Annotated in this window: 13 protein-coding genes; all 13 read right to left on the bottom strand. The window is 47.2% G+C overall.

Annotation, left to right across the window (positions count from 1 at the left end):
- Window positions 1–182: 182 nt before the first annotated feature.
- Window positions 183–1,163, bottom strand: a complete 981-nt coding sequence (locus EDM54_RS00755) for a hypothetical protein (protein WP_255320297.1) — start codon at window positions 1,161–1,163, stop codon at window positions 183–185.
- Window positions 1,164–1,230: 67 nt separating this feature from the next.
- Window positions 1,231–1,764 (bottom strand): RNA polymerase sigma factor, encoded by a 534-nt coding sequence (locus EDM54_RS00750; protein ID WP_003389340.1) that lies wholly within the window; start codon window positions 1,762–1,764, stop codon window positions 1,231–1,233.
- A gap of 311 nt (window positions 1,765–2,075) precedes the next feature.
- Complete coding sequence (locus EDM54_RS00745) at window positions 2,076–2,822, bottom strand: 4'-phosphopantetheinyl transferase family protein (RefSeq protein WP_024984245.1); 747 nt, start codon at window positions 2,820–2,822, stop codon at window positions 2,076–2,078.
- A gap of 128 nt (window positions 2,823–2,950) precedes the next feature.
- A complete protein-coding gene (locus EDM54_RS00740; protein ID WP_003389343.1) occupies window positions 2,951–3,211 on the bottom strand; it encodes an acyl carrier protein in 261 nt (86 codons plus the stop codon).
- 13 nt (window positions 3,212–3,224) lie between these two features.
- Window positions 3,225–4,262, bottom strand: coding sequence for a 3-oxoacyl-ACP synthase III family protein (locus tag EDM54_RS00735; RefSeq protein ID WP_024984244.1), 1,038 nt, complete (start codon window positions 4,260–4,262; stop codon window positions 3,225–3,227).
- Complete coding sequence (locus EDM54_RS00730) at window positions 4,263–5,945, bottom strand: thiamine pyrophosphate-binding protein (protein ID WP_122957594.1); 1,683 nt, start codon at window positions 5,943–5,945, stop codon at window positions 4,263–4,265. It abuts the gene before it with no gap.
- Window positions 5,942–7,168 (bottom strand): aldehyde dehydrogenase family protein, encoded by a 1,227-nt coding sequence (locus EDM54_RS00725; protein WP_003389346.1) that lies wholly within the window; start codon window positions 7,166–7,168, stop codon window positions 5,942–5,944. The genes EDM54_RS00730 and EDM54_RS00725 overlap by 4 nt, the downstream gene beginning before the upstream one ends.
- A complete protein-coding gene (locus tag EDM54_RS00720) occupies window positions 7,150–8,604 on the bottom strand; it encodes a class I adenylate-forming enzyme family protein (protein WP_122957593.1) in 1,455 nt (484 codons plus the stop codon). The genes EDM54_RS00725 and EDM54_RS00720 overlap by 19 nt, the downstream gene beginning before the upstream one ends.
- Window positions 8,605–8,614: 10 nt before the next feature.
- Window positions 8,615–9,526 (bottom strand): ACP S-malonyltransferase, encoded by a 912-nt coding sequence (locus EDM54_RS00715; protein WP_024984243.1) that lies wholly within the window; start codon window positions 9,524–9,526, stop codon window positions 8,615–8,617.
- 12 nt (window positions 9,527–9,538) lie between these two features.
- A complete protein-coding gene (locus EDM54_RS00710; RefSeq protein ID WP_031932066.1) occupies window positions 9,539–10,474 on the bottom strand; it encodes an ACP S-malonyltransferase in 936 nt (311 codons plus the stop codon).
- A gap of 19 nt (window positions 10,475–10,493) precedes the next feature.
- The gene (locus tag EDM54_RS00705) at window positions 10,494–11,255 is read right to left on the bottom strand and encodes an SDR family NAD(P)-dependent oxidoreductase (RefSeq protein ID WP_231504325.1); all 762 of its coding nucleotides are present in this window, start codon (window positions 11,253–11,255) and stop codon (window positions 10,494–10,496) included.
- The gene (locus EDM54_RS00700) at window positions 11,236–11,883 is read right to left on the bottom strand and encodes a GNAT family N-acetyltransferase (protein WP_024984241.1); all 648 of its coding nucleotides are present in this window, start codon (window positions 11,881–11,883) and stop codon (window positions 11,236–11,238) included. Before EDM54_RS00700 ends, EDM54_RS00705 begins: the two co-directional genes overlap by 20 nt.
- A gap of 148 nt (window positions 11,884–12,031) precedes the next feature.
- A complete protein-coding gene (locus EDM54_RS00695) occupies window positions 12,032–12,679 on the bottom strand; it encodes a response regulator transcription factor (protein ID WP_003389352.1) in 648 nt (215 codons plus the stop codon).
- Window positions 12,680–12,822 lie beyond the last annotated feature (143 nt).

Genomic DNA, 12,822 nt, shown 5'->3' with positions numbered 1-12,822 from the left:
TAACTATTTTTGGGACAACAGCCGCTAACAACTCTCCCATATTATTGTAGCAATAGGTCAATGAGATGTCCAAGCTGTATAAACCATTTTGGCGGTTGCTGGCAAAGGGGGATAAATGCTGCCGATCAAAACCAAGACACAAAAAAGCTACCGACCATGCAACAAGTCAGTAGCTTTTCCCGTCATTCGTCCCATTCAACGTAAATGCCTGAGATATCGCCGATATGTAAATCATGAATGATAACCCTGATAACCGGCTTCCCTTCGCTGGTCAACACATAGCCTCCCCAATCTTTGCCGCCATCCGCCTTGTACCCGGCGATATCGATTCCAAATATGCTTGCAATCAGCGGCTTAGTCACTGAGATCGCTTCTTCTTTCGAGTTTATTTTATATCGGTCCGTTACGTGGTCAACCTTGTATATTCGGGAGGATTTCGCACCGATCCGGACAGTATACCGCTCGTTTTCATTCTTGAGTGTCCACACTTCTTCTACTTTACCCGAACGTTTATTGGCATGCGAAAATGAGAAGCTCTGCTTGCCCGTTAGGAGCATGAGCGCTTTTTGGGCCTGATACACATACTTTTTATCCACATCATCCAGCTTGTAATCCAGGGAGTAATCGGTCACTCTGTTTGTATTCACATCGACGCTGACGTATTGTTGATTTTCTAAATAAAATGACAGGTCTGTTCCTTCATCGCTTTTAAAGAAACGGGCTTGTTGAAAAACGACTTGTTGATTGGCCTCTTTGAATGCCTTTTGGGCGGTATCGACATATTTTTGATAACTCGTCGGCAACTCATTGACCGCACACTCTACCAAGATGGTACGAACTTTTGTCGTATTCGGGTAAAATGTCACAATGGCCTCTCGATCCGCTTTCCGGATAATATCGTAATCTCCATCTTTCTCAAACTCATCAAAGAGAATTTCCTTGTTGATTCCTGCCGATTTAATTGCCTTTTGGGCAGCCTCAACATAGGCCGGGTCGATAGAAGCATGACTCGCCGATTTTTCTACCGGAGTAGAGAATGGTTTCATCCAGATAACGAAAAACACCGCTGCGCATGCGACAAGCCCGTTCGCCACCCATACGTATTTTGCTCGCTTTTGCTGCTTGCTGATCTTTCTTCGCTCTTCGCGAATGTTCTCCAACATCACTTGTTTTCGCTCCCAAGAAAGTTTTTGATCAGGAAAACTCCTTAAATCCTCCCAGATTCTCTGTTCATCTCGTGACGGCATTTTTCATCGCCTCCATAACAGAAACTTGCCTGCTGCTCTGAACAGCTTTCATCGCCCGATGCATAGTGAGATTCACTTTGGCTTCGCTCCATCCCAATATCTCCGCAGTCTCCTTGCTGGACAATCCCTTGATCCCGCGCAATATCAACACATCTCTGTAAGAGGGTTTCAACTGATTGATGATGTCGTAGAGCATGCGCTTGTTCTCGCTCAACTCTAAAGACTCTTCGGGTGTCTTGTCCCGGGAAATAAGATGCTGCAGGAATGTTTCCGGCAGCAAGCTGATCAGTTTTTTTCTGCGCCTCTCATCAATGGCCGCATTTCTGGCAATGGCAAACAGCCATGTTTTCGGGTTTGCAATCTCTGTTTGCTGAGGTGATTTCAGGGCGCGAATAAAGGTCTCTTGTACAAGATCGTCTATATCCGTGCGTCCGGTATAGTAAACGAGAAAGCGATAAATATCGCTGCTGTATGCCAGAAACCATTGCTCGATACGTGCGCCGACATTATCATCCAACTGGGTTCCACCTCCTTGTCACTGTATAGACGGAGGGCCTTCCGACTATCTTTCACTTTTATCGTAAATTTTTTTGGCTCTTCCTATTGCTGAGTTTTTCTTAGCTTCTTTTCAACAGCTTCCTGTTTATATGGCAATAGCAATGACACTGACAGACGATAAAGCTATTGCAACAAAAAAGACACCTGCCCGAATCATAAGCCCCCCAATCGCAAGACCTGTGTTCAACAATTGGAGACCTGTTCATTCGAGTGGTATCTTCTGGATTTTGGTATACGATAAGATCGATGTGAACCGCGTCTATAGATATTTTATCCGTAGAATGCACTGCTGGGTGTACGGGACCGTACGCTTGCCTTCAATTCGGCCAACCCGACTTTTTGGACCTCGTACCGAATGTCCGCTCCTTCCTCTCGCTCTACCGCTGCCGAAACCATATACCCTTCCAAAGGTGCACATGTATAATAGGAAAACGGCTGCTCGTCGACTCTGCCCCGGGCAAGCGGCACGGAAAAAGACAGAGGCGGCAGCGAGAAGCCTTTCCCAAGCGCCTTCATCACTGCTTCCTTTCTCGTCCAAACCTGATAAAATGCCTCTCGCTTCATGGAAGGTGTCTCTTGCTGCTCGACGTAGGCTATTTCCTCTGGCACGAAAACAGTCCGCATTACTTCAAAACAGCAATCCTTTTTGACCGCTTCGACGTCGATCCCCGTCTTCTCGATCTCGGAAAAGGCGCATACCAGCATTCTACCTGAATGGGACAAATTAAAAAACAACGGTCGCTTGATGCTACCCGCCACGTGGCGGCTGTCCAGGAACAACTTCCCGTACTCATTTTTGATAAACCTGACTTCTTCCGGGAGGACTCCCCTTTTTTGTCCGATCATGCTCTTGAGCAGCATCCGTCCAAGCAAAAACTCTACTTTTTTGAAATCGACGAGATATCTCTCATACACCGTTCTTTCTTCTTGATCCAGTACTTCCAAACAGCTCTTCAGATGTGCAGGCTGCATTTCTTCATCGACATGAAGCCAATAGATTTCAACCCTCTTTTCCATTGGTTCCCGACTTCCTTCACGATAGTTTGCATGTAGAAACGTTCTTTATCTGAAACGGCTTTGCCTCCTTAAACCGGCAATTATCCGCATCCATGAAAAAAAGGGGGAGGCCCCCCTTCTTTCTGCGATCATTTTGACAATTGTGCGCCCTTTTGCTTTTCAATAAAGGCCACAATGCTGTTAATCGTTTTAAACGTGTCTGTATTGACAGCACCAATGTCCAGATCATATTCCTTTTTGATCAGATTGATGAACATCAGAACATCCATGGAATCAAGGCCATAGGGCGAGTCGGGACCAAACAATGGCTGATCATCCTTCACTTCTTCCAAAGAAACGTTCAATTTATATGTTTCCAAAAATTTTTCTCTTACCGTTTGTTTAATCATAACCCATTCTCCTTTACTCGTTTTTTGTATATTGCAAACATAGTGAACCCCATAAAAATCCGGCGCCAATGGCGGATATCACCAGATAATCCCCTGGTTTAATGGCTTTTTCCTCCAAAGATTTATGCAGAGCGGAAAAAATGGAAGCAGCCCCCGTATTTCCATAGTCCTGAATGGTTACGGTCGTTTTCTCCATCGGCACGTCCAATGCCGCCATCGTTTTCTTGATGATATTCAGGTTGGCTTGATGCAGAATAAAGTGATCAATATCCGATACTTGCAATCCGGCCTTATGCACGGCATTTTTAATCGAGAGGGGCAAGTTTCGGGTGGCCGTCTTCCAGACCTCTCTGCCGTTCATCCTGATAAAATGGCTGGTTTTGAGGTCTGCTCCCTCTGGCATCCGTGCAGTACCTCCGCCGTGCAGGGTGACTGCCAGATTTAAATAGGAGTCTAGATCCCATGCCAGCAATCCGCTGCCTTCACCTGTTTTTTGAAGGAGGATCGCTCCGGCAGCGTCCCCAAAAAACGTCTTGGTAATCCGGTCTGTCGGATCGATGTATCGAGACAGGACTTCTGCCCCGATAACCAGCACATTGTTGATGAACTGATTCTGTAAAAGATGGGAAGCAAAAAGGATGGAGTAAATGCCTCCTGCACAAGCCCCCTGCGTTAAATCAAAGGGAATCGCGTTTTTTGCACCTATTTTTTCCTTGACGATCAGCGCGGTAGAAGGAATCTGTTGATCCGGAGTCGTGGTACACAGGACAATCGCATCGATATCCTCACTAGTAATGCCTGCATCACTTATCGCATCTAAGCTGGCATGGACGCACATATCAGATGTGGCCATATCGCTTTGCAAGTACCTGCGCTCGCGAATCCCGGTTTTATCCTGAATCCATTCGTCAGTCGTGTCCAAGGTTCGCGTGAGCATTTCGTTTGTCACAATGTCTTCTGGTACGTAAAAGCCTGATCCTTGAATGCTAAAGGAAGTGGCCAGCCCACTTTGGTTGACAGTGGATGGCTTCGTTAACGTTCCCGTCTTCATTCACACCAGCTCCTTTGCGGGAAAATCCCCATGTAGTCTTTTTATGGGATCGGGTACGTCATCAAGCGACACAATCGCTTCGATCACGACGATTTGATTTTTCTCATATGCTTCCAGAGCTTGCACAACAACATGTGTGATCTCTTCGCTTTTTTGCAGCGGTATCACTGTCAAATGTGGATGAAGAGTGTCGATCATCTGCAAGGTCTGGTTTAAAAATCGGGGGTTCCCCTGTCTTCCCGTATTGATATGCTGGAATTCAAGCCACCCGTACCCGCCGTTTTTCAACACGACATAGATGAGTGGAATCTGGTACGTTAACGCTGTTGGCAGATCGCTTCGGAACAGATTGAATGCGCCATCTCCTACGAATGCAACGACAGTCTGCCGCGGCTTGGCCTTGGCTACCCCGATGGCGGCAGATGCCCCAAAGCCCAGGCTTGTCTGTTCACTCGGGACAAAAGCATTTTGCTCTTTGCCAAGCCCGAGATACGGAAAGAAATAAGACCACATGTCCTGCAACCCGTTTTCATGCACATAGATGCTGTTGGAAGGAAGGCGGGCTTGCAGTTCATCGAGAATATCCGCGATTCTCAACCGGGAGGAATCTCGCTGCCTTTCCGCCTTTTCCAAAAACATGTCTCGCTTGCAGCCCTCTATCTCCGCTTGCCATTGGCGATTAGCCGGCTGCTCCCGAACTTGCGCGAGGAGCTCATTTGCGACTGCTTCCACATCACCAACCATGTACATGCTGCTGTAGTCCAGATGAAAATGCTCTTCGTTTAGATTCACTTGAATGCTGTCTATGGCCTGGAGCTTCTCCTCCCAGCCAAACAGAGCCGTTTCCTCCAGCTTGCTGCCCATGGCAATCACCAGATCCGCCTCGTGCAATAGCGTTTTGACACGCCGGTGCAGATACAGCCCCGCCAGCCCGCAAAAGAGCGGATGTTCTTCATCAAAACTGCCTCTGCCTGAAGCAGTGACAAGAACCAGAGCTCCCAATCGTTCGGCGAGTGCTTCCAGGACGCCGCGGGTTTTGATCCGTTTGCATCCTCCGCCCAGCAATAACACCGGCTTTTTGGCAAGCATGATCTTTTCGCAAGCCCGCTTGATGCCAGATGGTTCTGGCAACGGCCTTAAGACAGAAAGAGGAAAAAAGTTCAGCTTTGCCTCATCAAGCAGCTGGCTGCCAATATCTTCGGGAATCTCGACGTATACCGGACCGGGTGTTCCTTGTTCAGCCATAAATATCGCTTTTCGCAAGACCCATCCGATCGCGTCTTTGTTCTCCAAGCGATAACTCCATTTCACCAGTGGGGAAACGAACGCCATTTGGTCTGCTTCTTGAAATGCTTTTTGGTTTCCATAGGAGCGCGTTGGAGTGCCTGATGAAATGATCAACAGCGGGCAGCTTTGGGAGTTTGCCTCCAACAAGCCTGTGATCGCGTTGGAAACGGCAGGGCCTTTTCCCACGATGCAAACGCCCGTTTTTTGCGAGGCTAATGCGTAGCCTGTCGCCATAAACACGGCGTTGCGCTGATCCTTGGCAACCAAAAATTCAATCCCGCAATCCTCGATGGCATTCATCATGTAAAGCTCGTCATTGGGAAGCCCAAACACCAATTCCACTCCATACGCTCGCAGTCCCTGCGCTATTGCGTCGTATACACTGATTTGGTTCATTGGTCACCTCGTTGCCAATATTCATGCAAGATTTGCGAAATCAAAATGGGTTTAATGATCAATTCCCCCTGGTAGTACACAAAGTTGGCCATGGGACCGTAGCCTCCGAAGGGAGCGTTGCCATTTTCAATATCAAACAGTGTTTCATTGACGGAAACGGTATGTTTTTTCCGAAGAAGCTCAATGATCGGGCTGTCTGATCGGCCGTAGAAGGTAGCCCCCAATGCTCTTTCCACAAAATACTCCTGGGTTACGATCCGTTTTACATCCTCTTCCTCGCTATAGATGACTACATTAAATACCGGCGAAAAAAACTCGAGGATTTTCAATTTCTCTGCAATTGTGCTTACGAGAACTGTCGGCTGAATGATCCTATCCCGGTAATCGATCCTCCCCCCGTACACAATATTTTCGCTGTATTGGGTCAGATGCTGACCTACCATTTCCAGCGTTCCGGTATAGTGTATGGGACCGTATGCCGCGTCCTTGTCCACATTGCTGCCGTATTTGAGCGCGTCCAGCTTCTCTGTCAATAAAGACAGAAACGAATCCTTTATGGTTTCCGGAACATAAATGACATCCGGTCCCATGCAGTCTTGTCCTGTGTTGTACAAACGGGCTTGGATGAGATCGTGAACCGCTTTTTCCAATTCAGCCGTTTCGGATATGATAAAAGGATTGATTCCCTGACCAAAAAAGATAAACATTTGCGTTTTGGCCAATTGGAATTTGATGCTTTCCGCATTTTGATACGTACCGGTAAACACGACGACATCTGCATGCAAGACGGACGCTTTCATATATTCTCTGTGGGAGAGTTCCAATAGTTTCAATGGCAACTGGTGTATGTTTTGCAGCAAATGATGAAGTTTCCTTACTTGGGGAAGCACCGAAGCAGAACTCCGAAATTCAATACTCTCGGTATACAGCGAGGGAATCAGCAAATACAAAACGTAAGAATACAGAATAACATTTGAAGGCATAAATACGGACATTCGATTGATGAGGGGAGGCCGATTGTTGTGCACCTCGTTGAAGGCATTTTTCAAAGCCCCCAATGATGCTTGAATCTCCAGTTCCGCCGTCTGGTACGTCGAGATTTCCGTCAGGATCTCTCTGATCATTTCCGGATTGGACTCGATGAAATGAATGCAGCGGATGATCGCTTCTCTGCGCTGGCCAAGCGGGATAGACAGCTCCAGGTCTACTGTTGTACCATGCACTTCCCTTCCTCCTCTCTAGCGTTCTTCCATTGAATTGCCTGATTTTGCAATGCCACAAAATCAACCTTTCCGTTTGGACGATAGGGAAAAGCGGGCAAAAACATGATTTTGTCCGGTTTTAAAATAGATCCGAGTGCCTCATTGATCGCATTCTCGATCTGCTGCGTAAATGGTTGCCGGGTTTCAACGAAAAGGATCAAGTATGCGCCCTTTTTCTCATCCTGAAGAGATACAACTCTCGCCCGCAGCTTCAGTTCATTCTCCAGCCTGGTCTCGATATGCGCCGGGTAGATGACATAGCCTTTGCGGACAATTTCATTTCCCTTTCTCCCCAAAACATGCAGATTTCCGCGTTCATCCAGGTATCCCAAATCGTTGGTTTTGAACCAACCATCGGCCAACACTTCTTCCGTCTTTTCAGACAAATGAAGATACTCTTTCATGACGCCCGGACTATTGACATAGATTTCGCCTGTTTCCCCTGATGGAAGCTCATTTCCCCTGTTGTCCACCACCTTGATCTTCACGCTGGGCAGCGGTTTTCCGCAGCCATCCCGATAATCTCCCGTGTTTAGAGCGACATTGCCGACTTCGGACAAACCATATCCGTCCAGCAACGGCTGTTTTATCAAGTCGTAAAAGCTTACAGCCAATTCCTCGGATAGCGGCGCCCCGCCCACACACCACATGCGAACCGCGGAATCCCTTACTTTTGCACACAGCTTTTCCCGCTTTTTGCACATTTGGGTCAGCATATAATAGGTCGAAGGAATGCCGTCTACAACGGTAACTCCTCTTTCCGTTACTGCTTTCAGAACGGTGCGGATGTTTTTGTAATTGCATAAAATCAAGTCGCATCCCGCAAACCACCAGATGAAAACGATCGACAATCCGTAAAAATGCGTAAACGGGATAAGGGGCAGCAGCACGTCCTCGCTTTTGTATTTCATGACTTCCATGCTTTCCTCCAGGTTGGAAAGAAAAGAATGGCCGGACTTTACAATCCCCTTTGGCTTGCCGGTCGAACCGGACGTATAAAGGATGAGGGCATCTTCTCTTGTTGACCAAGTCGAAAATGACAGTTCGCTGGCTGGATTCCCTCCCCCGTCTCTCACGATTTCCGAAAGCAGAAACGTCCTGATCGGATCCGATAGCAGCAAAGGACGGTCGGAAATGCATATTCGACTCTCTGAATCCAGGGCAATTTCATTGATTTCCCGCGCATCTGCCATACAATCAACCAAAGCAATGGAGCAGCCTATTTCAACCAGGGCGAAAAAGGCGACTAAAAATTCATAGGAGTTCTCGGCTGTGACGATTACCCTGTCCTCATCAGTGATATGACTGCCTCTCAATTGGGCGACACAGCTTTGTACATCCCCCAAAAACCTTTCCTTTGAGCAGCTTGTCTCATCCGACTTTATAATATGAGCCATGGATTGCACCTCATGAAATTCCCACCTGATGCATGACGGTGTCAGGCGATATTCCAATCGTTTCAAATTCGTATTTCAACAACTGTGTAAACAAATTCCGTGGACCAACCACATACGCGGTCTCGATATGCTCTTGCTTCATGGATTTGCTGACGAGATCCCACCTGACGGGATGGTCGTAGCCATCCAGAAGCATTTGCTTCAGCTCTTCGGATTGTTTGTAAATATGTCCGTCAACATCGGAAATAATAGGGACTTGCAGCGGCTTGAAGACAACCTGGCTATAGAATTTGTCCCGCAGCTGGTGCTTGAGCTCCGTCAGCAATCGGCTGTGAATGGGCTGTTTCATCGTATGTAACGAAAAGCACTTGCTTCTTTGATTGATGACTTCCTTTAGAGATTGGACAACGCTTTTCTCGCCACATAAGCAAACGACTTTTTCCAGATGCCCGACCAACTCCAGCTCCATTCCCTTTGCTTGGAAGTCGTTTATTAACTCCTCCGTCTCCTCAAGGGACAAATTGAAAATAAAATGAGTGTGATACTCCGCATCCATTTGCTGGAAGTAGGTTTTTGAATGTTTTGCGCTTTCGTGTGTCAGCCACAAACATTCCCCAAAGGTCAAGCCGCCTGACTGAACGGCAACGGACATGCCGCCAAAACTTGCTCCAATCGAATAATCCGGGTGCAAACCGTATCGTTCGTAAAAATAATCGAGCAAAGCAATCGAGTTCGCCAAAAAGGCGGATTCAATCACTTCGTGCTGGTCTTCTGTCGCCTCTCGAAACGCCTCGGCCAAGGAGTACCCGATGATGTCGCTTGCTTCTTGGAAACGCTTTTTCGCAAACGGGTTTGTTTCAATAAAATCCTTCACTTCTTCATAGCTTGAAGGAGCTAGACCGGGCAATACCAATCCAATCATGTACGGGCCTCCTTACTTCTGCTTTGCTGTCAGGGCTGCTTCAACATCATGACTGTCCAGCAGCTTCTGAACGGCAAATGGTATATCCGTGAATCCCAAAGATTTGTGAATAAAGTTTCCGGGACCGAGCATGATTACTTTTTCCACACCCTTACTCCACAATTGCTGCAGGCATTTATACCAGCAGACACTGTTGGTATATTGCTCTGTCAGTTCGGTTGCCAGGCCGGCAGCATCGGAAATTTCCTCGGCATTCACATTGCTGATCAAGGGAACGTCGGGAGAGCGGAAGGTAATATGCGGCAGCACCTCTTTTTCCATACGCATCCTGACGTTTTGAAGAAGCGAGCAATGTCCAGGCGGGCCATACGGAATCGTGACACCCAGACCACCGTAAGGACTTATTTTTTGGTGAAGCAGCTCCAAGCTCTCCTGATCACCGTTCACGATCATTTGCGTGGCGTTTACCGTCACACAGGGCTCGACAAATCTGCCCATCGCTGTAAGCTCTTGGATCGATTGCTCCAGAATAGCGATATCAATGTTGTAGAAGAAGTAGACGCCGTATCGCTTGTCAGGAAACTCCTCTTCCTCCATTTCACACATCCTTTTCAGCATGCGAAGCGTTTCCGGGAAGGGCAATCCCCCTGCGCAATGAATAGCCGTTACTTGACCCAGGCTTGGACCGAGGAAGTACGCCGGCTGCCCGATCTCCTCCCGCAGCAATTCAAACAGAGCCGTGCTGATTGTGACGATGCTGGGCCTGGCAATCACGCCGAAATTCGTCATCGCTTCACTCTCAAAAAAGAATTTGGCGGCAAGATCGACTCCCATAATTTCGCTTGCCTCTTCAAACTTGGCCCTTACGCTGGGAAAGCTCTCGTAAAGGTCCAAAAAGCTCCCCTGCTTCAATTTCACCAAAGGCGGAAAGATCAGTGCCGTTTTCATTGTTTCTCACGCTCCTTCTTTACATAAAGCCTCCATCGACGACTAGCGTTTGCCCAGTTATATAGCTGGCCTTGTCCGATGCTAGAAAGGAAACCGCCTCTGCTACTTCTTTGGCAGTTCCCAGCCTTCCCATGGCAATGCGCTTCCTGAAATTGTTCATCTGGTCTTCAGGAATGCGATCCACCATGCCTGTATCTTCCGTATAGCCGGGAGCAACCGCATTCACTCTCACGTTGTACGGGGCGTACTCTTTCCCCAATGAACGCGTCAGCCCGACAACCCCTGCTTTACTCGCGCTATACGCGCTTAAACGATCCACCCCGATCAAGCCAGCGACCGATGCGATGTTGACGATTGCTCCTTTTTGTTCCAGCAGCATGTGAAAAGAAACGGCGTGGATGCAATTGATGGTCCCCATGACATTGATCTGGACGATTTCCTCCCATTTTTCGAGAGGATTGCTCGGAATCAGCGCCCCTCCGTAGCTGACTCCCGCGTTGTTTACAAGAACGTCTATTCTTCCAAATTGCCCAATGATTTCTTTCACGGCATCCTGTACTTGCTGTCTGTCAATTACGTCGAGTTTGACGAATGAAACTGCCTCATTGCCGGTTTTCGCCTTAATCTCTTCAACTGCTTGGGCAGCTTCCTCCAATGAACTCCTGTATCCCAAGATGACCTGATCTCCGGACTCGGCGAAATGCTCTGCAATCGCCTTGCCAAGACTCTTCGAAGCGCCGGTTACAAGCACGACATTTTTTTTAGCTTCCAACCTTCTCACCTTGCCTCAACAAATTTGGCAAACACACTTCCTTCCAATACCCTTGAAGATACTCGTACAGCTCCTCCCGGATTTGCTGCTTTTCGCTTTTCGGAATCATATCTTCTGGTTGCGGCTCACCGTAACTGTAGTATTCCTCGCGCAAAATGGATGAAATAACCGCGTCATGGTATTCTCCATCCAAAAAGAAGTAATCGCGCAGGATCCCTTCAATCACCACTTTGTTCTTGATCAAAAAGCGGATGGATCTCATGTTGAATAAACCGTTAATGAATTGAATCTTATGCGCATTTTTAAAGTGGAACAGGTAGTCCATGAGCAATACCGAAGCTTCCGCACCGTAGCCCATGTCCCATAATTCCGGATCTCCTATCACGCCGCCTAGCATGTAGCTCCCCTCGTATCTCAGCGTTTGCCAAGATACGAACCCGATTTTTTTCCCGTCGTGGGTTACCACTGTGGCGTAGCGTGTATTTCCGTTTGCGATATCTCTTCTGACCTCTTCCTCAGTCACAAAGTCTTGCCCCCCTCTTGCCAACGCACTGACTTTGGATGGGCAAACCCATTGAGAGAAGAGCTTGTAATCTTCTTCTTCGAGAGCTTGCAATCTAACGAAATTACCCCTCATCGATTCTTCTCCTCCGCTTTAGAGTCGTATCTTCATCATAAACAAGCAACCCGGAGAGTGCCCCCGTAATTCCCGCAAAGTATGAACAGCTCTGCCATTTTTCATGACAGAGCTGTTCATCGTCGGCACCGCTACTTTGCGAAACCTGTTAAAGTATTCGTTTATTCAATATTTGTCTAAACAAATTGGCTTTTGTCATTTTCACAGCTAACCCTACCCTGCTTTTTACCCCTAATTTTTGCATGCATGCAGCAATATGGTACTCCACCGTTCTTTTGCTGAGATAGAGCGTATCTGCTATTTGCTGATTGGTTCTGTCATTCGCCAATTCCTCAGCCACACGAAGTTCCATTTCTGTCAACGTTTCCGGCAAATGGAGATCCATCTCGATATCATCTTCGATCCCTTCTCTTCCCCAGCTAGAAAAGAGAGATTCCATGAACTCACTGGAAAAATAGCAGCTTCCTCTTTCCACAGCATTGATCGCGATCATTAGTTCACTGGGGCAGTCCTTCATCAAGATGGCTTGTGCGCCTTGTATATATTTTACGTAGTGCTTATATTTATTGCTCAGCAGGATAATCGTCCGAGTGTGCTTATTTTTTAAATGGAACGAGAGATTATCCTTCGTGAGACTCAAAATGACCAAATCGAATTTTTCCAAAAAAACGGGATCCGAGAGCAAATATTCATTGTTCAAAAAATGGCAGTCATATCTATTTTCGGACAGTAAATTTGAATAAAATGGCTGTTTTCCTTCTCTCTCATCTACGATTAAGATGTTTCGGACACCCATTCTTTATTCACCTCTACTTGATTGTAGCTAGTAATCTGATGTCGGTTCCGCAAACAGGCGTTTGCTGAAACAACGGGAATAATTGAAGCGAATTTACTAGTATTTTTTTCCTACCCATCTTATTCCTCCCATTTTTGAAAAAT

The organism is Brevibacillus borstelensis, assembly GCF_003710865.1.
In the GTDB taxonomy this organism is placed as follows: domain Bacteria; phylum Bacillota; class Bacilli; order Brevibacillales; family Brevibacillaceae; genus Brevibacillus; species Brevibacillus borstelensis.
This window is presented reverse-complemented; position numbering and strand designations above follow the sequence as displayed.

Coding starts and splice junctions, on each gene's coding strand:
- EDM54_RS00755 (WP_255320297.1), bottom strand. CDS start 1,163: ATGTTGGAGAACATTCGCGAAGAGCGAAGAAAGATCAGCAAGCAGCAA.
- EDM54_RS00720 (WP_122957593.1), bottom strand. CDS start 8,604: ATGGCTCATATTATAAAGTCGGATGAGACAAGCTGCTCAAAGGAAAGG.
- EDM54_RS00745 (WP_024984245.1), bottom strand. CDS start 2,822: ATGGAAAAGAGGGTTGAAATCTATTGGCTTCATGTCGATGAAGAAATG.
- EDM54_RS00700 (WP_024984241.1), bottom strand. CDS start 11,883: ATGAGGGGTAATTTCGTTAGATTGCAAGCTCTCGAAGAAGAAGATTAC.
- EDM54_RS00735 (WP_024984244.1), bottom strand. CDS start 4,262: ATGAAGACGGGAACGTTAACGAAGCCATCCACTGTCAACCAAAGTGGG.
- EDM54_RS00730 (WP_122957594.1), bottom strand. CDS start 5,945: ATGAACCAAATCAGTGTATACGACGCAATAGCGCAGGGACTGCGAGCG.
- EDM54_RS00710 (WP_031932066.1), bottom strand. CDS start 10,474: ATGAAAACGGCACTGATCTTTCCGCCTTTGGTGAAATTGAAGCAGGGG.
- EDM54_RS00715 (WP_024984243.1), bottom strand. CDS start 9,526: ATGATTGGATTGGTATTGCCCGGTCTAGCTCCTTCAAGCTATGAAGAA.
- EDM54_RS00695 (WP_003389352.1), bottom strand. CDS start 12,679: ATGGGTGTCCGAAACATCTTAATCGTAGATGAGAGAGAAGGAAAACAG.
- EDM54_RS00740 (WP_003389343.1), bottom strand. CDS start 3,211: ATGATTAAACAAACGGTAAGAGAAAAATTTTTGGAAACATATAAATTG.